Raw genomic sequence first — 26,729 nt, 5'->3', positions numbered from 1 at the left:
CGCGGAGTGCACTCACTCTCCCCTCTAGTCGTCTAGACAGACGGTGCCGGCTGGCGGCATGGTGCCCTTAATGAGAAATGCGGTGGTGTAATCATCGATGCAGGTTGATCGGTTTCCGTACGAAGCGCCGTGACCGGTGCCGTCTAATGTCAGCAGGATGGCGTTGCCCAGTTCTTCTACCAGTGACTGCGAGCCTTCATAGGGGGTGGCGTGATCGTCGGTGATTCCAATAACCAAGATGGGCGCATCCGCAGATCCGGAGAACGAATCCGTGATGTCATCGCCGCTGTGAGGCAACGCGTCACACGTTAAATCAATGAACTGCTCGAGAGTCTCGTCGTTAATCTCGGGGCCACCTAGCATCACCGGGATTCCGACGTCGTCGATGTGCTCTACCAGCTCGAGCAGATGCGGATCTTCGGGGAAGGAATGGCATCTCACGACCGTGCCATCGAGCTGCACCGCGGCACCGCCGCCTTCCATCGCCGTGGCGATGTCATCGATCTCGCTCTGCCCTCCCGCCAGCGCTGCCCCCACAGTTTCGAGCACGAGGCTTCGCACCTCTGCCCGCTGATACAACGAAGTGATCAGATAGCCATAGATGGAGTCGCCGGTGACTTCACTGCCGTCAGTCGCCATCAATGGCACCTCGTTCAGCGCCAGGTACGTTGCCAACATATCGTCCTCCCCAGCCAACGGACAGGTAGACACCTGGTAGAGCGTGTCACACCCCTCGATGAGTGCAACCGTCTGACGAACAAGAGCGACCTGTTGGTCGAACGCTCCGGTCGGGCTAGCCCAGTCGCTGGGCGCGGCGCTGTCGAGAACGACGCGTCCGAGCCGTTCGGGGAAGAGCGTCGCGTAGGTCGCACCGAGCATCGTTCCATACGAATAACCGAGATAGTTCAGCTCGTTGTCGCCCATGAGACTGCGCAGCAGTTCCATGTCGCGAGCAACTTGGGAGGTTCCCATCGTGGCAGCCAAGGGCTCTTCCTCAGCGCAATTTGCGAGATTGAGTTCTGTAATGGATGAGACCGCTTCACACCCCAGCGGTGTGCTTCGCCCCATGCCGCGCGGGTCAAATCCGAGGATGTCGTAATTCTCAAGAATCTCGGCAAAGGCGGGAACAACAGTTAGGCCATACGCGAGGCTGATTCCTCCGTGGCCCGGCCCTCCCGGGTTGCTGAGGAGGGTGCCCAACGGAGCGCCAGATCCCGTCGACGGAATATGCAGGGTTGCAAGCTCGATGGTTTCTGTGTTGTCAGCATCGTTCCAGTCGAGAGGTACCGTCACCATCCCGCAGGCGAAGCCGTCGACGGATGTGCCCAATTCAGCCAACCTGATCAGCACAGATTCGCTGATCGCGAAGTCGTCGTTGCACTCGCCCCAAGCAATCGTCTGATCGTAGATTTCAGGGAAGGCTACGGCTTGCCGTGTACTTTCGCTGTTTCCGAAGGCCGTGCATCCGGTTAGCAACAGGGTCAACACTGCCATTGCGGCAATTGCACTCTTCTTCATCTCACCATTCCGAGGTCCGCTCCCCCATGGGCGACGCTCTAGGAATGATCATGACAGCGTGATCGCCGCTAAGGATGCTCGGTTTACGCAATCAGGTAGGGGTAAACCAAGAAGCACGTAGTGCCCAGTACCCGGCTTCACGCCGCCAGTACGTAGTGTCAATTTCGAGATGTCTTGCACCAGGTGACATCCGCCATTTTTGAACCGTGGGGTTATACAGATGCATGTCGTTCCAAGCTCGAAGAGCTACCGAAAGAATCGCGACCGACGGTTGGCTGCGGTCTTCGTATCGATCAGTCTCATCGCCTCGGGTGCGATAGTGCTTCCCACGGTCGCCGCCGATCCGGTGTTCGCCGCCCCGACCACAGCGTTCACTGTGCTTCAAGAACTTTTCGATTTGCCGGGCACTCGCACCGTCAGGCTCGGTGAGAATATCACCGCCGACCCCGGCGAGCACTTGGTCATGCCCACGGATTCCACGGTGAAAACCCTCGACCTCAACGGTTTTACCCTCACGATTAGCAGCCCCCTGAAGAACACCGCGGCAATCGACGTTCAACCGGGCGCTTCCTTCGTTGTCCAGGACACGAGTGCCAACTCCGACGGCCAGTTGACGGCAACCGGTGGCTACTTTGGAGCGGGTATTGGTGGCGGTGCTCTCGGCGCTAGCGGCGCTGTGACCGTGATGAGCGGTGTGGTTACGGCAACGGGCGGCGAGTACGCCTCCGGAATCGGCGGCGGCTGGCATGGCAACGGCGGCGACGTCACTATTTCTGGAGGAACCGTCACGGCCACTGGCGTTTCAGGCGGCTCCGGAATCGGCGGCGGCGTAGGCAGAGATAGCGAGGGTGGTCGCCCCGGAGGGAAAGTGACCATCACCGGTGGCGTGGTCACCGCAACAGGCAGTTCATCACCCAAGTTCGACAACTACGGTGGCGCTGGTATCGGAGGTGGCGGTTGCATCTTCGGCGGAGCGGGCGGCAACGGCGGTCTCGTAACGATCACCGGTGGCGTGGTCACAGCGAAAGGCGGGGCGGATGCAGCCGGTATCGGCGGAGGCTGCTTCGGCTCTGGCGCACACGTGGAAATCTCCGGCGGCGAAACGTCTGCAACGGGTGGTTCGGCTGGCGCAGGAATTGGCGGCGGTGGGGACGCCGGTGGCGGTTCCCTTCATATCTCCGGTGGCGAACTCGACGCAACCGGTGGCCGACTAGCAGCAGGAATCGGCGGCGGTGCTAACGGAGCTGGCTCCACGGTGACAATCTCTGGTGGCCGAATCACGGCAACCGCCCTGGCTGATGGTTCCACCTTCCGCTCTGGCGGGGCAGCGATCGGTTCGGGTGGCGTCGTGTCGGGGCTCGCAAGGCCTGGAGGCACACTTGTTTTCCAAGGCTTCGCCCCGAACCCGGTGCCCTCGCTTCCCTTGACTTACGCCCCACAGGCGGGTAACCCGGCGAATGCCAGCACCATAACGAGCGATGAATCGACCCCGCACGTCTGGAACTTCACCGAGGTTGTGAGCGCGAAGCAACCGCGGGATGACACACGGGTGGTGATTGAGTGGGGCGAAGTGTCTGCCGCACCGACAGGTCTCGCGCTGGTAGCCGGCGACGAACAAGTCGAGCTCGCCTGGGTTGGCCCCACTGATACTGGCGGATCAGCCGTCACCGGATACTCGGTGCAGTATCGCGAAAAAGACACCAGCATGTGGATCATGGTTGCACCATCAGTGCCGACTACTCCCTACACGGTTCGCGGCCTGACGAACGGGGTGGAATACGACTTCCGGGTCTCGGCCATGAACGCGATCGGCACGGGAGCCCCCTCCACCGTTGAGACAGCAACGCCGAAAGCCGCACCTACACCGACGCCCACACCGACACCGACACCGGGGAAGGCAACAATCACTTTGTCGTCGTCGTCTATCTCTGAGGGCGGCATTCTGACGGTCTCTCTGGCTGGAGCACCGGCGGGAATGGGTGCGCAATTGTGGGTTCACTCAACCCCCGTCATGGTGTGGTCAGGAGCTGTCGGCAACGACGGCACTCTCGCCGAAACGATCACATTACCCGGGATCGTTTCGGCGGGGGCGCACCGCGTAGAGCTGCGTCTCGAGAACGGCACATCAGTGTGGGCTGACCTCACCGTCTCCGGTTCGGCAACGACAGCAGCAGCATCCGGAACACTGGCGACCACCGGCTCCGGATTCCCCTGGGCAACCGCCGCGCTCGCAACCCTGCTCATCCTTACCGCCCTTGTTTTGCTCGTAATGTCACGGCGTCGCGCGAAAAATCATTAGGAGAAGTCTCCACCCGGATGCTCCCGATCGCCCTGTACAAATCCACAACACAGCTGTTCGCATTTATTAGCTTTGCAACCGATACACCGTTGCTTTTCCTTGGGGGAAAAATGAAAGAATCTAGCAACCCACGCCATGCCGGCATCGCCGGCGTTGGGGCATTCACCGTCATGGCGCTGCTTGCGGGGTGCACGAGCACTGCCGCCACGGCGACTCTCGCCCCGGATAGCTCGCTCAGCGGCGTCGTGCAAAGCAGTGATGGCACCCCGGTAGAAGGAGCATTGGTCACTCTCGTTTCACGAACGGATTCCGAGGATGGCACTGAGGTCACCACTGATGCCTCCGGCGAATATTTCGCCAGTGTTCCCGATGGTGTTTACGACGTCGTCGTCACCGACACCGACATGATCCAGGACTCGGGAAGCAACTCCGCTAGCGGTCAGTCATCGACCTTGGCCGGAACCACCGCAGGCGCAGTCGCCAACAACGGCAACGATCACGGAAACAACATCATGATCGGCGAGATCGTGGTCTCCGGCCCGTCACGTAATCATCTTCCCCTCTCGAGGTCGATCCCGTCACAACGCACCGACCCCGATCAGATGGGCGGACGCCTCACGCTGACACTGCTTGAGAATGGGGACCCAGCCGAAGACGTCACCGTTGTTGTTGCCCCAGCAACAGCATCCAGCTACGAAGCTGACGCCGCTACCCTCCCGGACGCCCGCAAAATAGTGACCGATGCCGCCGGCATTGCCGAAACAGACCTTGAGACCGACCAGATCATCGGAATGGACCTTGAGATTCTGGGCGCAGACGGCACCGTTCAAGAAATCGTCCCGCTGCTCAAGCCAGAGGGAGACATCCAGATCACGATCGATCTCTCTGCAAGCGACGTCGTACACGCCGCAACAATCACCGGGGCCCCCACCGAAGAAATCACCGAACCCACGGCGATCCCCACCGAGGCGAGCGAACCGCTAGCAAAAGCACCCACCACCGCCGAGGCACCCCAACACTCCCCCGACCAGATCACCTCAGAAGACGAACCAGGCACAGCCCTCAACCGGCTTAGGGCCTGGAGCGATGTCTACGTCTCTGAGACCCTTGATCCCGATCAAATAACCGGGTGGAATTTCACCGGTCAACCACTTCACGTTGAAGAATGGATGCGCTCAAACAGTGCGACGCCTACTCTCGGAAATATGAGCAACCTGCCTACCACTTACAAGATGCCGGCGTGGAAGGTGCCAACTAACATATCGGTGTCATTGCGGTACAGCTCGGACTGCAACCTTCTGGTGGTCTCTAGCAATAATTTCAATTATCGCTTCACCACGTCGATGGGGTCGACGCACATGTTCGCCCCAACGCATCTGCCTTCGTGGTCGAAAAGCCTAGATTTTCGGTGCGCCGAGGGCACTTCCGTTACTGAGTTTCATGTGCTTCTTCGCTAAAAGTACCGCTATCGCCGCAAGCTCGATAGCGCTGTAGTTCGTATGAACCGTTCGTGGTTGTCGAATGTGCCCGCTCACCCCGGGAACAAAACCACGACACAGCTGTTCGCATTTATTAGCTCTGCAACCGATACACCGTTTGCTTTTCCTTGGGGGAAAAATGAGAGTAACTGGCAACCCACGCCATGCCGGCATCGCCAGCGTTGGGGCATTCACCGTCATCGCGTTGCTCGCGGGGTGCACAAGTGCTGCCGCGACAGCAGATCTGGCTCCCGAGAGTTCGCTCAGCGGCATCGTGGAAACCAGCGATGGCACACCGGTAGAGGGAGCGTTGGTCACTCTCGTGTCGCGAGCGGATTCCGAGGATGGCATTGAGGTCACCACTGACGCGTCTGGCGAATATTTCGCCAGTGTTCCTGACGGTGTCTACGACGTCGTCGTCACCGACACCGACATGATCCAGCAACCGGGAAGCAACTCCGCTAGCGGTCAGTCGTCGCTTTCCGAGACCACCGCAACCGCTGCGTCGGTCGCCACCAGCGGCAACGACACGGGTGCCGATCATGGAAGCAACTTCATGATCGGCGAGATCGTCGTCTTAGGCCCGTCACGCTCCAACCTCCCCATGCCCGGCGAAACCCCAGCGACACAGCTTGATCCCGACCGCATGGGCGGACGCCTCACGCTGACGCTGCTTGAGGATGGGGACCCAGCCGAAGACGTCACCGTTGTGGTTGCCCCAGCAACGGCATCCAGCTATGAAGCTGACGCCGCCACGATCCCGGACGCCCGCAAAATAGTGACCGACTCCACCGGCGTCGCCGAAACAGACCTTGAGACCGATCAGATCATCGGAATGGACCTCGAGATACTGGGCGCAGACGGCACCGTTCAGGAGATCGTCCCGCTGCTGAAGCCAGAGGGAGACATCGAGATCACGATCGACCTTTCAGCAAGCGACGTCGTACACGCCGCAACAATCACCGGGGCCCCGACCAAGGAAATCACTGAACCCACAGCAATCCCGGCCGAGCCGAGCGAACCGCTAGCCGAAGCGCCCGCCGCCGCCGAGGCGCCCCAAGACTCCCCCGACCAGATCACCGAAGAAGAAGGATCAGCCGGGCCCCTCAACCAACTCCAGGTCATGTATCACTCGGGGGTGCAAAATCCCGCCACCATCTACGGTTGGAAGTTCACGGGTGAACCACTTCACGAGTCAGAGTGGCTGTCGACGAACACTGCGTCGATTTCCTCCACGACGATGAGCAACCTAGCTACTCATTTCGACTTGCCTGAATCGCAAGTGCCGACTGACATCAGAATCGGCTGGGCTAACCTCGGAACCTGCGTGTTGATGGTTGAGTCAACAAAAGAGTTCAGACATATCTTCACGACCAATAACGGATCGACTCACACGTTTGACTCCCGCCCCGAGTCGGGAAGCCTCGGAATCATGCCTTTCCCGTGCTACGGCATGAACTCCATCACCGAAGTAATAGTTAAGACTCATTAGAAGAGCCGCCCCACCCGCGAGCGTGAAGCCCGCTTAGCCACGCGCGAAGGCCAATACCGAACAAAGGAAACCGCGCGACGGGCGACTTGGAGCAACTCGCTCAAGTTGTCCGTCGCTGCGTGAGCGCTCTCGTCGCTCGATTCTGAATCCTAAAGATCTCAAGCGATCTCATATCTTCCTTTTACCGACTCTCCGAGCCGGGCAAAAATACCATCACTCGCGCGCCGTTGATCCAGAGCGGACAGCGCTACGACGACGTGACAGCATCACGCCAACGGAAAGTCGAGCGCGGACATTCGGCGTTCACCGGGGTCGCCGTCCTGATTCCACAGTTTCAAGCAAGGTACGCAGTAGCCCCCGGTTGAGCCTCAAGAGATTTGTCCTTACTGTGCCGCAACCTCGCGCGTCAGGATCGAACACTAACAAAGAGAACCGCAACTGTGCACTACCTTGCGCTGGCCAGTAAAGGCTGCGGAGCAGGCGCAGCGGGTGCCTAGACGCGCGCAGGAAAGCGACTCCTTTCTGCACGTGCTGAGCCTTTGCAGCCTACCAATCGGCTCGATCGGGCAGGCACCAAGCTGCGTTCTTTGAGCACACCAGAGTCGTAATCTATTGGACGTCGAACCAAGCCCGCAACGTGGTCGGCCGACATAGGATGCGAGAATCGCCTCGGTGATTGGTTTTGTTAGAACACGGGCATTGATCGGAAAGCTTGACGGCCCGCAGACCAGACTTTACGGTTATCCCATGGACATCAGCAGGACATCGTTTCTGCCAATATCAGATGAGAACGCATCCGCGCCATGACTCCCGCCAACGTTATCCGGGAAGCTCAGCGAGCCTCCGAGCGTGCTTGTCCTAAAAGTCAGCCGCCCTTTGCCGCTATAGAGGAATTGCGTACGATCCTGCCCTTCGACGCGGTGCAATTGCTACGTCACGACCCACAGCGTGGTGACATCGGAGAAGTTCTGCGCGTAGGTTACCCAGAGGATGCTGCCTGGGCGTTGAAGCATTTGTTCGGGAAAAGCTATCCGGTCGGTTTCACTCGATTGCTGAGCCCTGATGACGGATTACCGCCTGCCATTAGTTCAGTGCGGTCGGGATTTCGCAACGATTTCATCGCGTCACCGATATACGAAGATTATTTAGGGCCGAATGGGTACAAAGATGGAATGAGTTTGGAACTATTTCTCGATAAAGAGTATGTCGGGATTGCCCATTTTTCTGCGATGCTGCCGACCGGGTTTACGCAAGATAACAGACGTACCGCGGCAGCTGTGCGCGGCCTTCTCGCATCCTTGGTTCTTGATCACGAGATCGAGAATGGCGCGTATATCCATACATTCAATGCCACAGCTTCTGACGCCTCAACGTCATGGTTCAGTTTCATGCTTCGGCAGCGGCCCGTTGCTCTGGGCACTGCGCCGGTACCGCAGCTTGTGACTACCAACTCGTTCCGATTGCACCTTGAGCAGTTTCGAGCGAGCAGTGTTTCTCGCGCTAGCCACCTCTGGCCGCACAAGAATGGATTTATTCGCGTTCACCTCGAAAAGATTTCCGACGGCGGCGAAGTCCGGGGCGGAATCGAAAATGTGTTATCGAGTGACTATTTCCACCTATCTGCTCAAGAGCTGCGGGTTCTGAGCTTGCTGTGCACCGGCAGCGACAACGCAGCGGTCAGCAACCAACTGCACTTGAGCCGAAGAACGGTCGAGTCTCACGTCGTGAATGCGCGCCGGAAGCTCGATGCGCAAAACAGATTGGAGGCCGTGGTGCGCGCAATCACCACGGCCTCGTATCTCCCAGACCCTTTTGCGTGTCCGATTGATCTCATCCTGGGTAGTAACCGTCAAACGCGCTTAAGCCCAACGGGGTCCTTAGATGTCAGTTCGTTGCAGGAGAACTAACTCTCCGCACCAACACCTTCGCAGCGTCGACCGCTTCGCGCTCGTGGTCGAGGAGTTCATCCCCGCCCATCGCTCCAACGATCGGCGAATACGCATCTGAAAGCCCACTAGAAACACCGGCGAGTTCTTCGATAGTCGCGAGGCCGCAGAACGGCACGTAGTAAGGGCTATATCCACCCTCCTGCAGGAATACCACCTTGCCACCACAAATACGTTCGGCCGCGTCGACAATGAGCCTCGTCATTCTCCTGAACCCGTCCGCCCGCACCATCATCCGCGAGAGAGGGTCCATGATCCCTGCGTCGAAGCCGCACGGAACCAAGATCAACTGCGGTCGAAATACCTCCAACGCCGGGATGACGACACTCTCTAATGCGTACTCGTATACGGCGTTTCCTCCGCCAGGAGGCAACGGAATGTTGAGGCTGTGGCCAGCGCCCTCGCCGAACCCGTTCTCCTCGATAAAACCGGAATCTGCGGGGAAGCAACGGTTCTGATGCAGCGAGATATTCAGCACCTGTGAAGACTCGGCGAAGATATCCTGGGCACCATTGCCATGATGAACATCCCAATCAACGATCGCAACCCTGTCGAGGCCAGCGACGTCAAGCGCGTAAGCCGCAGCCACAGCGGTGTTATTGAAAATGCAGAATCCCCGACCCACCGCACGCTCGGCGTGATGCCCGGGAGGGTTAATCAACGCATACGCGCGATCGACCGTGCCGTCCAGCACGGCTTTTGTTGCTTCAATAGCACCACCCGCTGCGAGGTACGCAAGCTGTTCGCCGCCTTGTCCAAACGGTGACACCCCGTCACCAGCGTCGCCTCCCTTGGGGAGGGCACCTTCTGCATCGATGCGGTCAATGTACGCAGTGTCGTGCACCCGTGCCACGTCCGCGCGAGTTGCAGGTACCGCGTCAATCTGAACGAGGTGGTCGATGAGCCTCGAACTCATCACCAGTTCGTGCAACCGTCGCTTCGTGTCGGGGTGCGCGACATGATGGGAAATCGGCTGTAAGCCGTGCGCCACGCTCGATGGCATCAGGCCACCCGAGCCAGTATCAACCCAACCGTAAAGAGTGTTCCACAGGTAACCAGTTCGCTTCTCATCGTCAGACATACGGTGAATCCTCCTCGACAAATGCGAGGAGGCGTCGTTGCCTCCCGCAAAAGCAACCGTCTCAGGCATCGCAAAGCGCGACATCCGGGTTTTTACCGAATGTCGCAAAATTTTCGCTGAAGGTGCTCCGTCACATATCGCCGCTCAGAAACTCGCCGCTTCTTGGATCAACCCCGAACGCTTTCATCGTGAGCTCTCAACAACCGAAAGCCAATGAACGTGACTGTCATCAACGCTGCGACCCGAGAGATCCTGCGGGAGCTCACCATAGACCTCTGCCGCGGCTGCCAACCCACCGGCACAAAAAATAGCCCGAACCCACAGAACCTGGGTTCGGACTATTCCGATGTCGTGCGACATCACATTGTCGGGCTGACAGGATTTGAACCCGTGAACGCTTGTCTCAGAATCGTGGAGTCTGTCGGCTACCGAATAGTGCCGGAAACCCTGGAAACATAAAGAGTTTGTGACGTCCGTGAGCGAAACTGTCCCTGCCACTCGCCGAGCTTTTCGGAGCAGTCCCGAGTCACACCGTCGGGTAAGTGTTAGCCAAGGCTTGACGAACGACGGCTCGAAGACCATTCATATCGCCCGCGACTGCTTGTGCTTCGTACATGCAGTCAGCGACCGTTTCAGAGGATGCCGGGATAAAGAGGGAATACCAGAGCGCGTTCGCTGCACGCGCTCGGGCGAACGCGTGGGCGTACCCTACAAGGGTTTCATCACCCGCTTCTGACTCCTGAAGATCCCAGGCCAACTCATCTAGTCCTTCAACAAGCTCCCACAATTCGTCGCGAATGGGGTCACTTACCCGCCGCGTTTCCAGCGCGGCGAGCCCGACGACGAGGCGAGCGTCCTCGATCTCCACCTGCCCGAGCGCCCAAGCCACGACTGCGCGCTTAGCTCGGAGTCGTCACGCTGGAATATGTCTACCGCAAGGTCCGGTGCCACGGTGGCCAATCGCACAAAGCTCATTTCACTTCTCCTCTTACGACGCTCGCGGTTACCTGAAAAACGCGGATGTGGTGACCACCCAGTCAGGCTTGAGCTCATCAAACTCTTGATGCCATGGCGCCAAGCCCAAATGCGCCCGTAGAGCCATTTCCAACCTGACTGGCGCCACCGTGCTCCGGTATTGCAGGAAGTTGCTTTCAGCGCGAGTGGCTAAACGCCGACGAGTCCCCGAGTAGTCCTCGACGTGCATGTTTTCGGGACCCCCAACACCTACTTTGTAGGCGGGAAGACGCACCGCGGCATGCACAGCCGTCCGCGTCACTACCGTCCAGTGCCCCGCATAGATCTTGGCGTCCAAAGACAGCGCGAGAAAAAGCACTGGCGACGTGAGCGCCTCCATTACTCTCTCGGCGGCAACTTCGAGAGGAAACACAGCGTCGAAGATCGCGAAATAATATGAGCTCTTTCCGTAGACCCCCACCACTTGCCCGACTCCTGCACGACCATCGCCGCTAGGGACGATAAACACATCCCCGACGATGATCTCTTTCACTGCGGGCGGGGGCGGCATCGGAAAGGTAAGCACTTCAGTTCGAAAAACAGGTGCACTACCGGGCTCGATCAGAGAAAGTTGCACAATGAAATCCGGCAGCGCATCCGGTGAAGGCTCCCCCGCTGCATCTCGCGCGCCCGGCTCCGCTTCCCAATCCATGAGATGAACAACAACCGAATAACTCCCCTTACCCACAGAGATTTCAGTCCCACCCGCCATGAGCGAACCAATTTCTTCAAGGGCACCAGCCTGTATCAGCCCCTCGGTCTTCAACAGATACGGCTCCGACGTCACGGCTCGTAGCCGCTGTTCTCTTTCGGTGAGCGCTCCGGAACGAACATCAATCTTAAAAGTTGAGCTCCCGCCCACGTTCAGAGGAACAAAAGCACCCTCTGTGATCATCCTTATGATCGATTCGTCGTTATCGAACGCATCCTCCCACGCGTCCAAGTCATTCACGTGTGTGAAACGCGATGGCTCCCACAGCGCACACATTCCGGTGCGAGTCGTCGAAAGAAAAGCAGGATGGGTCCGTTCAAAAATGGTCATGTTCTAACACCGTGGGCCAATCGCTATGTGGAACTACGTACATTCTGAAGAAAGAGAGCGCCAAATCTTCATTTCTCTTGCGCATAGGGCCACGCTCCGGCCCTCTAATAATTGACCTGCAACACTCTCACCACATCGTCCGCCACGGCTGATCTGCGGCGGAGGCGAAAAGTAGTCCCCCGCGGTGGTTTCACATGCTCACTGGTCTCGCTCGGCATTCTCTCGCCGGTAGCGATGCGAACGAGAGTACATTCCGGCGTATCGAACGGCTCCGTAGTGGTCGAAAATCTCACCAAAACCAAGGCATATTCACTCTCAGTATCGCTGTCCACCTCTAACCAACTCAAACCCGCATACGTCTGTAGGTCGAAATCGTAGCGGGCTAGCGGGTAGGTTTCCTGGGTATTCCGTATGTCTTGATTTACCGCGTTCGAGACCAAAACCTCAAAGGCAGATTCCGCCAAACTTTCCCAATCATCATGGGTATTCTCCGCTTGCCAGACCAGACCGACCTTTTGGGCTGGCTTGATCAAAGCGATAAGTGCCTCGCTAAACGCTTCTACAGCGTCGCTCACCGCGAGGTAAAAGACCTCGGCGCCCTGTGTCATCACTTATTCCCCCCAAAGCTCCACTATCCAACCGAGCTGTTCAGAAGTCGGCGGATCTTTCCGTGCTTTGCCAGCTATGAAACCTTGTCCAGGTACAGACGGTTTAACTCTAGCGACTGTTATGTCGGCAACCACTCGACCTAGATGGTCAGTTTGGAACACTCGTCCAGGAGAGGCGCCCTGCACAACTGCATTTGGCGGGCCCACGAAGTATTTCACTTCAGAACCGCTGCGGCCCGCGCCTGGAAAACTAAAGCCATGCGTTACGACCGGCGCTGCCGCACCGTTGGAACCGCCGGCCGCCCCGACACTCCCTCCGGACTTCCCGCTCACAGCACCAATTACTTTTCCTAAAAGACCAGAAGCGGCTGCCCCGCGACGCCGCCAACCCCGCCAGCTACCGCTCCGAGAGCCGTCGCGCTCAGACGCCCCTCGGCAGTCTTCTCACCTGCAGAAAGGTTGTAGGTGACCAAGCCCGCGGCTGCTCCGCCGGCAACTGCTGCGCCGGCAACTGCTGCGCCAATGATGATTGCTCCGCACACCCCGAACGTCACGTCAGTACAGGCCGTAGCGCCGATAATCGCGGCCGTCACGCCTATACCGATTGCCATGCCAGTAGCAACAGCGCCTATGTTTTGCCATATCTCACCGTTCCACGTAGTCGGATTCCACCACTGAATTTTGGAACTCTGGGTCGACTTTGTAGAAGTTCCGGCTGATTGACTTCCACTATTTCCTGCCGAGGGCGGCGCGGCGGAAGTACTCTTCTTTGGCGCAGAACTCGATGATTTCTTACCAGAGCTGCACCCGCTCCCGCTGTAGACGCCTGCTGAGGACTCGAAACAGTTTCCGGAGGGATCAGAGTGAGTAATTGGGCTGTTGGCCGAATAGCTGTACCCATTGTTCTGTTGTGGAGTAAATGGAGCAAGTACCGCATCGACGCTTAGGAAACGTCCGAGGGTTGGGCCATACTCACGCGCTCCAAGATGGGTCAGTTGGGTAGTCTCTGAGGTGGGCGCGTTTAGGTAGGCGTGATTTGAGGACCATGCGGGTGAGCCCGTTGCGGTAATGCCAAACGGATCATCGTCGAAATGTAGTCAACGAATACGTCGTAGTGACTTAAACAGTGCTGACCTAGCCAATCGATCAGAGCACCATCAGCTCCGGCCGTATTGTCCGCCCTGATGGGAACCAACACTGATTGAAGGGCATCGTCACACGAAATGCTCGGGTCGGCGCGGTCGTCTACCTCGCCATAGCTTGTGCATCCAGCAAGAAGAAGGACGACCATCGGCACAGCGGAAAGTGCCGCCCATGTCACGCCTTCGTATCCCCATAGCCCAAAACCATTTCAGAGATGATGATTGCGAGTCAATAGTCCCCTGCAGTGGTTCGCGCACAAAGCACCCCAGCGTCTTGATGCTTGACGATGGATTGAGCACACCCTTCAGGCGAGCTCGACAGCAGCGGAGGTCCGCTTGAGACGAAGACCTCTTCGCTGGCGAAGTTCCCGACTTCGCGGATAGCAAGCTCAAAGTGTTGGGTTTGTGTTGGATTGCATGCCGGCGTCGCGAAAGCCCATAGAAAAAGCCCCGGACTTCGTGAGAAATCCGGGGCACATTGTCGGGCTGACAGGATTTGAACCTGCGACCCCCTGACCCCCAGTCAGGTGCGCTACCAAGCTGCGCTACAGCCCGCGACAACTCCACTATCCTAACGCGGAATTTGAGGGCTCGTGTTCACATTGGGGTCAAAGCACCGAGGAGCGCGAAATCAATTCAGGGTGACCCCGTGCGCGGCGGCGAAGAACTCGCGTTCGTGCTCCGTCGACGCTACGAAAGCCGTAAGCATCGCATCCCGAACCGGCGGGGTGGCATCTGCGGCGAGCGCCGTCACTATCGTGATGGCCTGCTCCGTGGCATCCGTGAAGGCGTCATCGGCGTAGGTCGTTAACCAGTCGGCGTAGGGGTGCTCGGGGTGCGCTAGCGGGTGCAGGCGGGAACCGACGTCGTGGTACACCCAGAAGCATGGCAGAAGGGCGGCAGCGAGCACGGCGTAGTCACCGCGGGCAGCTGTCGCCAGCAGGTGGTTGAGGTACCCGGTGGTGGTCGCACTGGGCGAAGCCGCAAACACCTCCCCGTCAGGAGACCACGACTCGTGCAACTGCAGTTCCGTCACGATGCAGCCCTCAGCGCTCGAGGCCCAGAAGGCTTGTTCCGCCGCAGTGGGTGCCAGTCGGGCAGCTTCGGCGAGCGCCCGCGCATAGTCGCGCAGGTAGAGCGCATCCTGAGCCAGATACCAGACGAAGTCGCCCCGCTCGAGGGAACCATCGCCCAGCGCCCGCACAAAGTCACCGTTGTCGATCTGAGCACGGATGCCCGCAATCTCGGCCCACCAGTGCTCCCGCACCTCTGCCGCCGTTGGTGCCGTCTCGAAGTCCCCGCGAGCCCACAGCCCCGCAAAGTGGTTGATGGGCCCATGCCCACTCCCTACCTGCAGCGCTGCACCGGCACGGATGCTCTCGCTCAACCACCGCTTCGACTCCCCCACCGCGGCAGCCCAATCCCCGGTCGCCGCAATGCGCGTCGCGAGCGCACTCGACAGCGAACAGCCCGTTCCGTGCGTGTTCGTGGTCTCTAGGCGGATGCCAGCAAATTCAGTCACGACCGGTGCGTTCCCGAATCGAGCATCCACGAGCGCATCCGGAGCCTCGGCCCCACTCAAGTGTCCGCCCTTGGCCAGTACGCGCACCCCGTAGGAGGCAGAGACTCGCCCCGCCTGCGCCAGCACCTCGTCCCAGGTCTCAGCGGCAGGCTCCCCCGCAATTATCGCGAGCTCGGGGATGTTCGGTGTCACCAGATCGCTGACCCGCACCAGCTCGCGCAGTGCCAGCTCGGCTTCGGCATCCAGCAGGCGATCTCCACTCGTGGCGACCATCACCGGGTCGAGCACGACGAGCGGCGGCTTGACCCGCGCCAGCCACTCCTGCACGACGGCGACAACCTCAGGAGTTCCGAGCATCCCAATCTTTACCGCGTCAATCGTGACGTCGTCGCTGACGGCATCCAACTGTTCCTTCAGAAACGAGGCCGGCGGCACATGCACGCCGCTCACGCCCTGCGTGTTCTGGGCAGTCAGCGCCGTGATCGCCGCCATGCCGTAGCCGCCATTGGCCGCAATCGACTTGAGATCAGCCTGGATGCCGGCCCCACCCGAGGGGTCGCTGCCAGCGATGCTCAGTACCCGCGGTACGCGCACGCCCCTCACACCCGTACCGGCACTCGCATCAACGCCTGAACTCACACTCACGTTCTCTCCTTTTTCCACAACTTCGCTCACGCCATCTCCCCCGCTCGAACTCCAGCCCACGCTGCGGCGAGCGCCCGTGCCGCTTCTCGCGGGTCGACAGCTCCACAAATAGCGGACACCACCGCAGCACCGTCCGCACCAGCCGCGCGCAACAACGGAACATCCTCAAGCCCAATCCCGCCAATAGCAACAGTCGGCAGCTTGCTGACTGCCACGAGTTCGGCCATACGGGCGTGCCCCAGAGCACCCGGAGCATCCTTCTTGGTCGTCGTGGGGTTCAGCGCGCCGATGCCGACGTAGTCCACCCCGGCAGAGCGCACCCCGGCCGCAAACAGTTGATCCTCGGTAGAGGCGCTCAACCCGACAATGGCATCCGGCCCGACAAGGGCTCGAACGGATGCCACGGGCAAGTCGTTCTGTCCCACATGCACTCCGGCAACTTTGGCTCCCATTTCGCGGGCCGCCAGGTACACGTCGACACGGTCATTGACGAGCACGGGCACCTTGCGGGCCACCGCAGTGGAAACCCTCAAGACGATGTCGAGAAATTCGTGGGCGGGAGTGTCCTTCTCCCGGATCTGTACGACAGTGACTCCCCCGGCGACGGCCTCATACACGAGGTCGACAAGATCATGACCGGCCGCGCGGGCCTGAGCCGAGTCGGTCACGAGATAGGTGGAGAGATCGAAGCTCTCGCGAAAACCGGTCTTCGCTGCTCCCGTGTTCTCCTGCACGCCGCTCACGCGATCACCGCCCGTTCTGCAATGTCGTCTACTGATACTTCGTTCAGGGCATCCAACAGCGCTACCGCAAAGCTGCCCGGCAGTGCCGAACGTTCCGCCGCGAGATCAGCCGCCACTGTGTACACACTCGTCGCTGCTACTGCCGCGGTCAGCGCATCCGGAGTCACCGCCGCAAACGCCGCCATAATTGCTCCCAGCGCACAGCCACCACCCGTGACCTTGGTCAGCACCGGATGCCCGTTCGACAGTCGCACGACCGTCACGCCATCGGTCACGAGGTCAGTCGCTCCCGACACTGCGACGGCGCCGCCGGTCACTCGGGCGAGAATCTGAGCGGCAGTGAGTGCGGCATCCACGGTGCTCGTACTGTCAACACCCCGGCCGCCCGCCCCCAGCTCGGCGAGCGCCAGAATCTCTGAAGCATTACCGCGCACAATCGACGGCCCGAGATCACGCAGGCGATACGCCAACGGAGTGCGCACGGGCAGAGCGCCAATGGCCACGGGGTCGAGCACCCACGGGGTTCCGGCAGCATTCGCGGCAGGGGCCGCTTCGAGGGCAGCGGCGCGCTGTTCCTCGCGACAGGTACCAAGGTTGATCAGCAGACCAGAAGCAACGCCGGCAAACATGCCCGCCTCATCCGGAATATCCACCATGGCCGGCGCTGCTCCCACGGCCAACAGAGCGTTAGCGGTGAAGCCCACCACCACGCTATTGGTGATGCACTGCACGAGCGGCGACGTCGATCTCACCGCCTCGAGCGCGTCTTGAGTGGCGGTCAAAAAGTTTGGTGGCGTACGCGACATGCACGACATCCCTTCGCTAGTTCTAACTAGATCAGGTTCGACGGGTGTGTTCTCAGCCCCGCAGGGCACCCCGTGTCACAAGTTGTGCCTCCAACATAGCGGTTCGCGCGGATGCTCGGGCGGTGGTATCGCGCCTCACGCCGGTAGCCCACTTTCGCCTTTCTGCGCGTATTTCTGCGTTAACTCCCCGGAGGGGGATTATTTTGCTGTCGGATGTCGTTGCACTGGGCAAGAATAAAGATGACGACTGATTTGTGCGCCCTTCAACTCCGGCTGCTGCTTCGTCCTACCGCTTGAGACACGACAGGATTTTCATGACCAGCACCGCGCCGATTACCGGCAGTATTCCCCTCGCCCCACCCGGCGCGGGCTCCTCGGCCAGCTCTGCAGCGGGTGCGGGCGCAGCAGACAACAGCGGTCGCAACCGCCTCGTCATCGCGCTCATGCTCGCGGCAACCTTCGTGGTGTTCCTCAACGAAACCTCCCTCGTCGTAGCCATCCCTCGCATCATGGAAGACCTCAACATCGAGCCCAGCACGGCTCAGTGGTTGTCGACGTCATTCATGCTCACGATGGCGGTCGTGATTCCGATCACCGGATTCCTGATCCAACGCTTCACGACCCGCAGCATCTTCATCGCTGCCATGACGCTCTTCACCACGGGCACGCTTCTGGGCGCGGTCGCCCCCGACTTCACTTTCCTTATCCTCGGTCGCGTCATTCAAGCCTCGGGTACCGCCATCATGCTGCCGCTGCTCATGACCACCGTCATGACTCTCGTTCCTCCGGCCACCCGCGGCAAAACGATGGGTAACGTCTCGATCGTCATGTCGATGGCTCCCGCCGTTGGCCCCACGGTCGCTGGCTTAGTGCTCGCCGTCTTCGACTGGCGCTGGGTCTTCATCGTCATGATCCCCATCTCGGTCACCGCGCTCATCCTCGGCATCACCAAAGTGCGCAACGTCACCGATCCCCGCAAGGTGTCGATCGACGTACTCTCCGTCATCCTCTCCGCTATCGCGTTCGCGGGGCTCATCTACGGCCTCTCCAGCCTTGGCGAATCAGCCAGTGGTGAGGTGCTCGTCGCCCCCGCAATCCCCATTGTCGCCGGAGCCATCAGTCTCGCGCTGTTCATCATCCGCCAGCTGAAGCTGCAAAAGACCGACAGCGCACTGCTAGACCTCCGCACCTTTGCGGCCCCCGGGTTCGCGATCTCGATCGGCCTCATGATGGTCATGATGGCGGCGCTCTTCGGCACCATCATCCTGCTGCCCATGTTCACTCAAGACGTGCTCGGCCTCGAGCCCATCCAAAGTGGACTCCTCGTGCTGCCCGGTAGCCTCATGATGGGAATTCTCGGACCAATTGTGGGCCGCCTCTACGACAAGGTCGGCCCGCGCCCGCTCATGATCCCCGGCGCGATCGTCGTCAGCGCGTCGCTCTGGAGCTTCACGATGCTCTCCGAGACCAGCTCTCCATTTATGGTCGTCGCGATTCACGTTCCCATGAGCATCGGACTCGCCTTCATGTTCACGCCGCTGTTCACGTCGGCACTCGGCAGTCTCAAGCCGCACCTGTACTCGCACGGCAGCGCCACCATCGGCACCGTGCAGCAGCTCGCCGGCGCCGCTGGTACCGCGCTGTTTATTGCGCTGCTCACCGTGCAGTCCGTCGCTCTGGCGGCCGAGGGAGCGCCCGATACCGAGGCTCTTGCCGGTGGCGTTCGTCTCGCCTTCATGGCGGGAGGCATCATCTCGCTCTTCGCGATCGTTGCCACCTTCTTCGTCAAGCGCAACGCCTCCGAGGTGGACACCGACACTGATGCCGACGCCAACGTCGCACCGGTCGGCCACTAACACCGGAGCGTGAGCGGCAGTCCACAGACCGCCGCTCACGCCGCCTTAAACACCAAACGGCGAGTCACTCTCCCAAAAAGAATGACTCGCCGTTTAGTCGTTATGCCGCAACGTGCGGCCCCAGAATTACTTGCGCTTGCGCTTCTCACGAACACGCATGTTGACCTGGATGGGCGTGCCATCGAAGCCAAAGATCTCACGCAACCGACGCGTAATAAAGCGACGGTACTGCGGATCCAAGAACCCGGTCGTGAAGAGAACGAACGTTGGCGGGCGGCTTGATGCCTGCGTACCGAACAGGATGCGCGGCTGCTTGCCACCACGAAGCGGGTGAGGGTGCTCTTGCGTAAGTTCGGCAAGAAGCGCGTTGAACTTTCCGGTCGGAACGCGGGTATCCCACGACTCCAGAGCCAACTCGAGAGCCGGAACCAGCTTCTCCATGTGGCGACCGGTCTTAGCCGAAATGTTGACACGAGGAGCCCACGCAACGTGCGAGAGGTCCTTGTCGATTTCGCGCTCAAGAAGATCGCGACGTTCGTCGTCGAGCAGGTCCCACTTGTTGAATGCCAGAACGAGCGCGCGGCCCGATTCGAGCACGAGGTCAACAATTTTGAGGTCCTGAACGCTCAACGGCTGGCTAACATCGAAGATGACAACGGCAACTTCAGCCTTCTCCAGTGCTGCGCTGGTGCGAAGTGTTGCATAGAAGTCTGCGCCCTGAGCCAAAGCAACACGGCGACGAATACCGGCGGTGTCGACGAAGCGCCAGAACTTTCCGCCAAGCTCAATCTGCTCATCAACGGGGTCACGCGTGGTGCCCGCAAGTTCGTTGACAACAACGCGCTCTTCGCCAGCAGTCTTGTTGAGCAGGCTCGACTTTCCGACGTTCGGGCGACCAAGAATGGCGACGCGGCGCGGGCCGCCCACTTCTTCTTTAGCGACGTTCGAAATCTCCGGGAGAACCGTGAGCACGTGGTCGAGCAGGTCAGCAACGCCACGGCCGTGAACGGCAGAGGCAGGCCAGGGCTGACCGAGGCCGAGGCTCCAGAGCGAAGCGGCATCCGATTCCTGGTGAACATCGTCAACCTTGTTGGCAACGAGGATCACGGGCTTGTTGGTGGCACGCAACATGCGCACGACGTGCTCGTCGGTCGAAGTCGGACCAACCGTGGCATCCACTACAAAGAGCACAGCGTCGGCGAGATCGATAGCGATCTCAGCCTGAGCGGCAACAGAAGCGTCGATTCCCTTTGCGTCGGGCTCCCAACCGCCGGTGTCGACGATGGTGAAGTGACGGTTGTTCCACTCGGCCTTGTAGTTCACACGGTCGCGAGTAACACCGGGGGTGTCTTCAACAACAGCTTCACGACGACCGATGATGCGGTTGACGAGAGCAGACTTGCCGACGTTCGGGCGGCCAACAATGGCCAGCACGGGCAGCGCCGGGAGGTAATAGATTGCATCAGGATCGTCGCTAGCGGAGTCGAGAACCTCAAGGTCATCGTCTTCGAGCTCGTAGTCACTGAGGCCGGCACGCAGAGCGGAGGTGCGCTGAGCAGCCTCGTCGTCGTTCATGCCGGAAAGGCGTTCGACGAGAGCCGGGTTTAGTTCGGGAAAGTCGTCTTCGGCGGGCGAATGATCGGCCATGGGTAGTCCTTTAGTTACATGCTGGAGCGAACGAAACTCGCGACGGCCGTCACGGTCTGATCGAAGTCAAGATTGGTGGAGTCAATTGTGATGACCCCTGCTGCGGCGTTCATGAAGTCAACGACTTTGGAGTCCTGCGCATCTCGATAACTGAGTTGTTGCGCCGTTGTCGCGCTCGATTCTCCGGAGAGTTCGGCCGCACGCCTTTCCATCCTAGCTTCTTCACTGGCCGTTAGCAGAATTCGCGCCTGAGCGTCGGGGGCAACGACCGTCGTGATGTCTCGCCCTTCCACCACAATGCCCGGCTTTTCGCTGCTAGCGATGATGCTGCGAAACAGATCGACCATGTACTGACGCACTTCGGGAATGCGGGCAATGTTTGAGACGACACCGGTGATGCGAGGTTCGCGGATGTCGTTGGTCACGATCTCCGAATCGACCTTCACAAAGTAGTTGTCAGGGTCAATCCCGATCGCGTACTCGAAGCGCGGAAGCGTTTCGATGACGTCGCCGGGCCCGAGAGTGTCTACACCGCGGTCTAAACAGTGCAGCGCAAAACCGCGGTAGGCGGCGCCAGTATCGAGGTAGTCAAAGCCAAGTTCGCGAGCGGTCGCTTTCGACACACTCGACTTTCCGCTGCCGGCCGGGCCATCCACGGCCACAACAACAAAAGACGGGTTCTTATTCACGCGGAGGTCCCTGCAATCTTCCAACCACGAGCGTCGAGCTCGCTAATAAGTAGGGCTTCTTTTTCGGGCAATACCGAGATTTCGGCAAGGCCGAACTGGGCACCCGGTGAATGCTCCAGGCGCAAGTCTTCCATGTTCACATTCGCTTCGCCGATCTCGGTGAGAAGTCGTGCGAGCTCGCCGGGCTTGTCGTCAACCATTACAACTAGTTGACTGAAGTGCTTGCTGGTTCCGTGCTTGCCGGGGATTCGCGCTACTCCAGCATTGCCGCCCGCAAGAACTTCGGCCAGGGCGCGACGCGATCCCGGAACATCCGGGTTCTCCAGCGCGTCAATCGCGACGCCGAGCTCCGTCTGAAACTCGCGCAGAATCGCAGCGACAGGACCGGCATTGGCAGACAATATCTGAACCCACAACTCGGGGGCGCTAGACGCGATGCGAGTAGTGTCCCGGAGTCCCTGACCAGCAAGGCCGACGGCAGCATCTGTTGCATCCGCGAGACGGTGAGCCAACAAACTCGAAACAACTTGGGGAACGTGGGAAACCAGAGCCACCGCATCGTCATGTTCCGAGGCCGACATCAGCACGGGCACAGCACCGAGTTCAATCACGAGGTCTTCAACCGCACGACGGCGGAAAGGCGTACCGCGCCCAATCACCCAGGGACGACCGATAAACAAATCAGCGCGAGCGGAAATGGCTCCTCCGCGTTCGCGTCCCGCCAAGGGATGTGAACCGATGAAACGGTCGAGATCAACGCCGAGGGCGATGAGCTCGTCCAGAACCGACACCGCAACACTCGCAACATCCGTCACTGTTGCCTGCGGCCACGCTAGGAGTTCGCGCGCGACAACCTCGGCCGTAACATCTGGCGGAACGGCCACAATCACGAGCGTCGGCTTATCGTCTTCGTGCGGGGCTCGACCGGCCCCATAGTCGATCGCGAGCGTCGCGTTCGAGCGCGAGGCATCGTGCAAAATCACGTCAACGCCCTTAGCGCGCAGTCCGTGTCCAATGCTGGCGCCAAGCAACCCAGCGCCAACAATTCGTACTTGCCCCGTTATGCGGCCAAGATTCACGACTGTTCCTCGGCGTCACGGGCAATCGTCAGCACCGCGCCCAACTCCACCTTCGTTAGGTTGCGAGTGCGGCCAATGCCGAGGCTGCCGAGATTGAGCGGGCCGAACTGGCGACGCACGAGCTCGATCACGGGGTGACCTGCGGCCTCCATCATGCGACGAACAATGCGGTTACGGCCCGAGTGCAGCGTGAGCTCGACCATAGTTTCGTCATTGGATGCTCGCCCGAGCGCCCGCGCTTTGTCGACGGCAATGGGGCCGTCCTCAAGCTCGATGCCCTTCATCAGCTGCGAAATTGTTTGCGCGCTGACGGTGCCCTCGACCTTGGCAATGTATGTCTTCATCACGCCGAACGAGGGATGCGCGAGCACGTGTGCGAGTTCGCCATCGTTGGTGAGAATGATCAGGCCCGAGGTCTGAACGTCGAGACGGCCAACGTTGAAGAGTCGTTCGTCGTAGTTGCCGGTGTACGGCATGAGGTCGGGGCGACCGCTCTCATCAGACATCGAGCTCACAACACCGACCGGCTTGTTGAGCATGACGTAGCGCTTCGTGGTGTCGAGCTGAATAGCACTGCCGTCCACTGTGACGCGGTCGGTTGGTTTTACGCGGCGACCAGCCTCTTGCACAACTTTGCCGTTGACGGCAACGCGCCCCTGATAAATCAGGTCTTCTGAGACTCGGCGGGAGGCAACTCCTGCCGCGGCCATTACTTTTTGAAGGCGTTCGCCTTCGGGATTACTGGGGCCTGAGCCATTAGCGTTGTTCATCAAATCCATCCGAACCATCAGATAAGAGCGGCGAGATCGGAGGCAACTCGGCAATGGAGTTGATCCCCAATTGCACGAGCATAAGCTCCGTTGTTTCGTAATGGATGGCGCCCGTCTCGTTGTCGGTAAACGCCTCCGTAATAAGTCCACGGCCTAATAGCGTACGCACAACTGAATCAACATTCACGGCGCGCACTGCAGCGACCGCTCCCCTGCTGATGGGTTGCTTGTAAGCGATGACGGCCAAAGTTTCCAATGCGGCCTGGCTGAGCCGTGACGGATTTTGGGTAAAAACGAAGTCTCGCACTGCGGCGTCGTAGTCGGCGCGCACATAAATGCGCCAGCCGCCGCCGACTTCGCGCAGCTCGAATCCTCGGCGAGGGCCGTCGCCTTCACCATCAAAATCGGCCCGCAAAGCACTGATCGTTTTGCGGATCGCCGCAACGGGCGCATTGAGAGCGGTCGCCAGACTCACCAAGCTTTGGGGTTGGTCGGCGACCATAAAGATCGCTTCTAGCCCTCGAGCGAGATCAACGACGGGGCCAGCCTCGAGCTCGTCAACGGTCGGTTCCACAATCGCAGTATCAGTTTCCATAATCAGCTCCCAGATTAGCGAGGCTATCGTCTGACCAGTGGTGCGCGGTCCAGCGCACCGTCAGCTCACCAAGCGGCTCGATCTGCTCAAACGCCACATTCGCACCGCGATACAGCTCTAGTACCGCCAAGAATCGCGCCACGATGACGCCTTTGAGTTCGGCGCCGGCAATCAACTGGCGGAATGTCATCGGCTCCCCCGCCCGCAAGAGTGCAACAACATAGGCTGCTTGTTCGCGGATGCTGATGAGCGGTGCGTGCAAATGGTCGAGTCCGACACTCGGAATCTCGCGCGGCGTAAACGCCAAGGTCGCGAGGGCAGCAAAATCGTCGAGGCTGAGGGTCCACACCAGTTCTGGAGTCTGCGTACGAAACTTTTCTTCGAGACGCACCGAGCGCACGGTTCGCGTCGATTCGGCATCGAAGTGGCCCGAGAACCAGTCGCTAGCCTGCTTGAAGGCGCGGTACTGCAAAAGGCGGGCAAAGAGCATGTCGCGTGCTTCGAGCAGGGCAACGTCTTCGGCATCCACCAGCTCACCCTGGGGCAGAAGACCGGCAACTTTCAGGTCGAGCAGGGTCGCGGCAACAACCAGAAATTCGCTGGCTTGATCGAGTTCGTCAATTCCATCACCGCTGACATCGCCCGAGGAATCGAAATTGCGCAGATAGGCGATGAACTCGTCGGTGATCCGCGAAAGCGAAACCTCGGTGATGTCGAGTTCGTGCTTCGAAATCAACGAAAGCAACAGGTCGAATGGCCCGTTGAAGTTATTCAGCGAGACCGAGAAACCCGGGGCGGGCGACGCGGACTCTTCCACGTCGCTAGGCGACGGAGCCACGGGCGATCAGCTCTCGCGCCACCTGGCGGTAGGAGTGCGCCGCAGAGTGATCGGGGGCAAAGGTAGTGATCGGGGCTCCGGCAACGCTCGCATCGGGGAACTTCACGGTGCGACCAATCACGGTCTCCAAGACGTCATCGCCAAAGTTTTCGACAACCCGTTCAAGGACTTCGCGCGAGTGCAGGGTGCGCGCATCGAACATAGTCGCCAAAATGCCATCGAGTTTGATGGCGGGGTTCAGGCGATCCTGAACTTTCTCTATGGTCTCCACGAGAAGGGCGACTCCGCGCAGGGCGAAGAACTCGCACTCCAGCGGAATCAGCACACCGTGAGCAGCCGTCAACGCATTGACGGTCAACAGACCGAGCGAAGGCTGGCAGTCGATCAGGATGACGTCGTACTGATCGCTGACCTTGCGCAGTACGCGCGCCAAAATTGTCTCGCGAGCAACCTCATTCACGAGGTGAACTTCAGCGGCCGACAGGTCGATGTTGGCCGGAATCACGTCAAGCCCGGGAACCTTCGTGTGCACGATGGCTTCTGCGGGGTTCTTGATCGTGCCGAGCAGCAGGTCGTAGATCGTCGGAACGTCGTGGGTAGGCACGCCCAGCCCCGCTGAGAGGGCTCCCTGAGGGTCGAAGTCGATCGCGAGCACGCGACGGCCGTATTCGGCAAACGCGGCGCCCAGATTGATCGTGGTGGTCGTCTTACCTACGCCACCCTTTTGATTGCACAGCGAAATAATGCGTGCGGGGCCGTGCCCGGTGAGCGGTGGTGGCTCAGGAAAAATAGTGAGGGGCCGGCCGGTTGGGCCCATTGGCGGAACATCCAACCCTGCCAGCGTCGATTCGTTCTCACGCTGTGTCGTCATGCCAAAAGTTTACGTCGCGCATCCGTCCGAGCCTGCGCTCCCACGCGCGGACACCGCAGGGTCGCCTCTACCAAAGGTTGAAGGTTTGGATGCGCGACACGCGGGCTAACGAGCCCGCGGATGCGCCGTCGTGTACATGTCGCGCAGGGTGTCAGCGGTCACGAGCGTGTAAATCTGGGTCGTCGCGACCGATGAGTGGCCGAGCAGTTCTTGCACAACGCGAACGTCAGCACCGCCCGAGAGCAAGTGGGTCGCAAACGAGTGGCGAAAGGTGTGCGGAGAAATATCGATCCCCAAGTCCACGCGTTCCGCCGCAGCCTGAATGATCAGCCACACGTTTTGCCGTGACAATCGCGCGCCGCGGGCGCCCATAAATAACGCTGGCGTCGAAGGCCCCTTCACGGAAAGTGTCGGGCGGGCCCGTACCAAGTACTTCTGGATGGCTTCCCTGGCGAAACTACCGACCGGCACGATTCGCTGCTTGTTGCCCTTACCGAGCAACCGCACGATATCGCCGTCGATCATGTCGTCGACGTTCAACGACACCACTTCGGAGACCCGGGCGCCCGTCGCATAGAGAAGTTCAAGCAGGGCGGTGTTGCGCAACGCAATCACATCGTCACCATCAAAAGCCGACAACACGCTCGCCATCTGTTCGATCGTGATCGCCTTCGGCAAACGCATCGTCTGCTTCGGAATCGCCACCGCGTGCGCAACATCAACGGTCGCCAGCGACTCATCAACGAAGAACGTGTGCAGCCCGCGCACCGTCGACAGCATTCGTGCCACCGATGAGGCGGCGAGTGGGCGCTCCCCATCAGCTCGCAGGCTGTGCGCAAAAGCGGTCACGTCATCCGCCGAAATCTCCGCGGGCGTCGAAAGCTCCCGCTCACCAAGAAACGCAAGATACGACTCAAGATCGCGGCGATACGCCGCCAAAGTGTTCGCCGATAGCCCGCGCTCGATCGCCAGATGCCGAAGATAGCGCTCCGATGCGGCCGCAATCGCGTTGCCCGCTCCCGTGCGCGTCGATTCGCTCATCTGACTT

At 59.8% G+C, this 26,729-nt stretch carries 22 protein-coding genes, 1 tRNA gene, 1 pseudogene and 1 riboswitch; of the genes and pseudogenes, 5 read left to right on the top strand and 19 right to left on the bottom strand.

Translation table 11 applies throughout. From position 1 onward, the window contains the following. Positions 1-24 precede the first annotated feature (24 nt). Positions 25-1,518, bottom strand: a complete 1,494-nt coding sequence (locus tag ON14_RS00210; protein ID WP_010202127.1) for an alpha/beta hydrolase — start codon at positions 1,516-1,518, stop codon at positions 25-27. Between the two features lie 220 nt (positions 1,519-1,738). Here ON14_RS00210 and ON14_RS16265 point away from each other — a divergent pair, with 220 nt between their 5' ends. The 4 genes from ON14_RS16265 to ON14_RS15025 all read left to right on the top strand — a co-directional run bounded on the left by ON14_RS16265 (position 1,739) and on the right by ON14_RS15025 (position 8,694). Beyond that, positions 1,739-3,817, top strand: a complete 2,079-nt coding sequence (locus ON14_RS16265) for a fibronectin type III domain-containing protein (RefSeq protein ID WP_010202125.1) — start codon at positions 1,739-1,741, stop codon at positions 3,815-3,817. A 110-nt stretch (positions 3,818-3,927) separates the two neighbouring features. After that, positions 3,928-5,274, top strand: coding sequence for a carboxypeptidase regulatory-like domain-containing protein (locus tag ON14_RS00200; protein ID WP_141629893.1), 1,347 nt, complete (start codon positions 3,928-3,930; stop codon positions 5,272-5,274). Between the two features lie 160 nt (positions 5,275-5,434). Continuing rightward, the gene (locus tag ON14_RS00195; RefSeq protein ID WP_010202122.1) at positions 5,435-6,787 is read left to right on the top strand and encodes a carboxypeptidase-like regulatory domain-containing protein; all 1,353 of its coding nucleotides are present in this window, start codon (positions 5,435-5,437) and stop codon (positions 6,785-6,787) included. Between the two features lie 803 nt (positions 6,788-7,590). Next, complete coding sequence (locus ON14_RS15025) at positions 7,591-8,694, top strand: helix-turn-helix transcriptional regulator (RefSeq protein ID WP_081503486.1); 1,104 nt, start codon at positions 7,591-7,593, stop codon at positions 8,692-8,694. On the opposite strand, the gene ON14_RS00180 is transcribed toward ON14_RS15025, so the two are convergent. The 10 genes and pseudogenes from ON14_RS00180 to thiM all read right to left on the bottom strand — a co-directional run bounded on the left by ON14_RS00180 (position 8,672) and on the right by thiM (position 17,336). Next, the gene (locus ON14_RS00180; protein WP_010202119.1) at positions 8,672-9,814 is read right to left on the bottom strand and encodes a class II histone deacetylase; all 1,143 of its coding nucleotides are present in this window, start codon (positions 9,812-9,814) and stop codon (positions 8,672-8,674) included. The two genes, ON14_RS15025 and ON14_RS00180, sit on opposite strands and share 23 nt — an antisense overlap. 526 nt (positions 9,815-10,340) lie before the next feature. Beyond that, complete coding sequence (locus ON14_RS00165) at positions 10,341-10,703, bottom strand: hypothetical protein (RefSeq protein ID WP_010202118.1); 363 nt, start codon at positions 10,701-10,703, stop codon at positions 10,341-10,343. 114 nt (positions 10,704-10,817) lie between these two features. Further along, positions 10,818-11,870: a hypothetical protein gene (locus tag ON14_RS00160; protein WP_141629891.1), complete on the bottom strand. Its 1,053-nt coding sequence runs from the start codon at positions 11,868-11,870 to the stop codon at positions 10,818-10,820. A 104-nt stretch (positions 11,871-11,974) separates the two neighbouring features. Then, positions 11,975-12,478, bottom strand: a complete 504-nt coding sequence (locus ON14_RS00155; RefSeq protein WP_010202115.1) for a hypothetical protein — start codon at positions 12,476-12,478, stop codon at positions 11,975-11,977. Between the two features lie 350 nt (positions 12,479-12,828). After that, positions 12,829-13,089, bottom strand: a complete 261-nt coding sequence (locus ON14_RS15595) for a hypothetical protein (protein ID WP_010202114.1) — start codon at positions 13,087-13,089, stop codon at positions 12,829-12,831. Between the two features lie 249 nt (positions 13,090-13,338). Beyond that, positions 13,339-13,548 (bottom strand): annotated as a pseudogene (locus tag ON14_RS16460) (RHS repeat-associated core domain-containing protein); the annotation flags it as partial. Positions 13,549-14,101: 553 nt separating this feature from the next. Next, positions 14,102-14,175, bottom strand: a tRNA-Pro gene (locus tag ON14_RS00140). Positions 14,176-14,251: 76 nt separating this feature from the next. Then, positions 14,252-15,787, bottom strand: coding sequence for a bifunctional hydroxymethylpyrimidine kinase/phosphomethylpyrimidine kinase (locus tag ON14_RS00135; RefSeq protein WP_026037420.1), 1,536 nt, complete (start codon positions 15,785-15,787; stop codon positions 14,252-14,254). Positions 15,788-15,813: 26 nt separating this feature from the next. Next, on the bottom strand, positions 15,814-16,530 hold the full coding sequence (thiE, locus tag ON14_RS00130) for a thiamine phosphate synthase (protein ID WP_010202112.1): 717 nt from the start codon (positions 16,528-16,530) through the stop codon (positions 15,814-15,816). Beyond that, positions 16,527-17,336 carry a hydroxyethylthiazole kinase gene (gene thiM, locus ON14_RS00125; protein WP_010202111.1) on the bottom strand — a complete coding sequence of 270 codons (810 nt, stop codon included), beginning with the start codon at positions 17,334-17,336 and terminating at the stop codon, positions 16,527-16,529. Before thiM ends, thiE begins: the two co-directional genes overlap by 4 nt. Then, positions 17,328-17,419: riboswitch (TPP riboswitch) on the bottom strand. It overlaps the preceding gene by 9 nt. A gap of 231 nt (positions 17,420-17,650) precedes the next feature. Here thiM and ON14_RS00120 point away from each other — a divergent pair. Beyond that, positions 17,651-19,192: an MDR family MFS transporter gene (locus ON14_RS00120; protein ID WP_010202110.1), complete on the top strand. Its 1,542-nt coding sequence runs from the start codon at positions 17,651-17,653 to the stop codon at positions 19,190-19,192. A gap of 126 nt (positions 19,193-19,318) precedes the next feature. Here ON14_RS00120 and der read toward each other — a convergent pair whose 3' ends face one another. From der to xerD, 8 genes are all read right to left on the bottom strand, one after another. Then, entirely contained in the window at positions 19,319-20,839 is a 1,521-nt protein-coding gene (der, locus tag ON14_RS00115; RefSeq protein WP_010202109.1) for a ribosome biogenesis GTPase Der, read from the bottom strand. A 14-nt stretch (positions 20,840-20,853) separates the two neighbouring features. After that, a complete protein-coding gene (cmk, locus tag ON14_RS00110; protein ID WP_010202106.1) occupies positions 20,854-21,528 on the bottom strand; it encodes a (d)CMP kinase in 675 nt (224 codons plus the stop codon). Continuing rightward, entirely contained in the window at positions 21,525-22,607 is a 1,083-nt protein-coding gene (locus tag ON14_RS00105) for a prephenate dehydrogenase (protein ID WP_010202105.1), read from the bottom strand. Before ON14_RS00105 ends, cmk begins: the two co-directional genes overlap by 4 nt. Then, positions 22,604-23,377: a pseudouridine synthase gene (locus tag ON14_RS00100; protein ID WP_026037418.1), complete on the bottom strand. Its 774-nt coding sequence runs from the start codon at positions 23,375-23,377 to the stop codon at positions 22,604-22,606. Before ON14_RS00100 ends, ON14_RS00105 begins: the two co-directional genes overlap by 4 nt. After that, positions 23,364-23,972 (bottom strand): SMC-Scp complex subunit ScpB, encoded by a 609-nt coding sequence (gene scpB / locus ON14_RS00095; RefSeq protein ID WP_010202102.1) that lies wholly within the window; start codon positions 23,970-23,972, stop codon positions 23,364-23,366. The genes ON14_RS00100 and scpB overlap by 14 nt, the downstream gene beginning before the upstream one ends. Beyond that, positions 23,962-24,810 carry a segregation and condensation protein A gene (locus ON14_RS00090; protein ID WP_010202101.1) on the bottom strand — a complete coding sequence of 283 codons (849 nt, stop codon included), beginning with the start codon at positions 24,808-24,810 and terminating at the stop codon, positions 23,962-23,964. Before ON14_RS00090 ends, scpB begins: the two co-directional genes overlap by 11 nt. Next, positions 24,794-25,681 carry a ParA family protein gene (locus tag ON14_RS00085; protein WP_010202099.1) on the bottom strand — a complete coding sequence of 296 codons (888 nt, stop codon included), beginning with the start codon at positions 25,679-25,681 and terminating at the stop codon, positions 24,794-24,796. The genes ON14_RS00090 and ON14_RS00085 overlap by 17 nt, the downstream gene beginning before the upstream one ends. Positions 25,682-25,786: 105 nt before the next feature. Further along, the gene (gene xerD, locus ON14_RS00080) at positions 25,787-26,722 is read right to left on the bottom strand and encodes a site-specific tyrosine recombinase XerD (RefSeq protein WP_010202098.1); all 936 of its coding nucleotides are present in this window, start codon (positions 26,720-26,722) and stop codon (positions 25,787-25,789) included. Between the last annotated feature and the right edge of the window lie 7 nt (positions 26,723-26,729).

The organism is Salinibacterium sp. PAMC 21357 (assembly GCF_000247645.1).
Lineage (GTDB): Bacteria > Actinomycetota > Actinomycetes > Actinomycetales > Microbacteriaceae > Rhodoglobus.
This window is presented reverse-complemented; position numbering and strand designations above follow the sequence as displayed.

Coding starts and splice junctions, on each gene's coding strand:
- ON14_RS00210 (WP_010202127.1), bottom strand. CDS start 1,518: ATGAAGAAGAGTGCAATTGCCGCAATGGCAGTGTTGACCCTGTTGCTA.
- ON14_RS16265 (WP_010202125.1), top strand. CDS start 1,739: ATGCATGTCGTTCCAAGCTCGAAGAGCTACCGAAAGAATCGCGACCGA.
- ON14_RS00200 (WP_141629893.1), top strand. CDS start 3,928: ATGAAAGAATCTAGCAACCCACGCCATGCCGGCATCGCCGGCGTTGGG.
- ON14_RS00195 (WP_010202122.1), top strand. CDS start 5,435: ATGAGAGTAACTGGCAACCCACGCCATGCCGGCATCGCCAGCGTTGGG.
- ON14_RS15025 (WP_081503486.1), top strand. CDS start 7,591: ATGACTCCCGCCAACGTTATCCGGGAAGCTCAGCGAGCCTCCGAGCGT.
- ON14_RS00180 (WP_010202119.1), bottom strand. CDS start 9,814: ATGTCTGACGATGAGAAGCGAACTGGTTACCTGTGGAACACTCTTTAC.
- ON14_RS00160 (WP_141629891.1), bottom strand. CDS start 11,870: ATGACCATTTTTGAACGGACCCATCCTGCTTTTCTTTCGACGACTCGC.
- ON14_RS00155 (WP_010202115.1), bottom strand. CDS start 12,478: ATGACACAGGGCGCCGAGGTCTTTTACCTCGCGGTGAGCGACGCTGTA.
- ON14_RS15595 (WP_010202114.1), bottom strand. CDS start 13,089: ATGGCAATCGGTATAGGCGTGACGGCCGCGATTATCGGCGCTACGGCC.
- thiM (WP_010202111.1), bottom strand. CDS start 17,336: ATGTCGCGTACGCCACCAAACTTTTTGACCGCCACTCAAGACGCGCTC.
- ON14_RS00120 (WP_010202110.1), top strand. CDS start 17,651: ATGACCAGCACCGCGCCGATTACCGGCAGTATTCCCCTCGCCCCACCC.
- der (WP_010202109.1), bottom strand. CDS start 20,839: ATGGCCGATCATTCGCCCGCCGAAGACGACTTTCCCGAACTAAACCCG.
- ON14_RS00100 (WP_026037418.1), bottom strand. CDS start 23,377: ATGAACAACGCTAATGGCTCAGGCCCCAGTAATCCCGAAGGCGAACGC.
- scpB (WP_010202102.1), bottom strand. CDS start 23,972: ATGGAAACTGATACTGCGATTGTGGAACCGACCGTTGACGAGCTCGAG.
- ON14_RS00085 (WP_010202099.1), bottom strand. CDS start 25,681: ATGACGACACAGCGTGAGAACGAATCGACGCTGGCAGGGTTGGATGTT.
- xerD (WP_010202098.1), bottom strand. CDS start 26,722: ATGAGCGAATCGACGCGCACGGGAGCGGGCAACGCGATTGCGGCCGCA.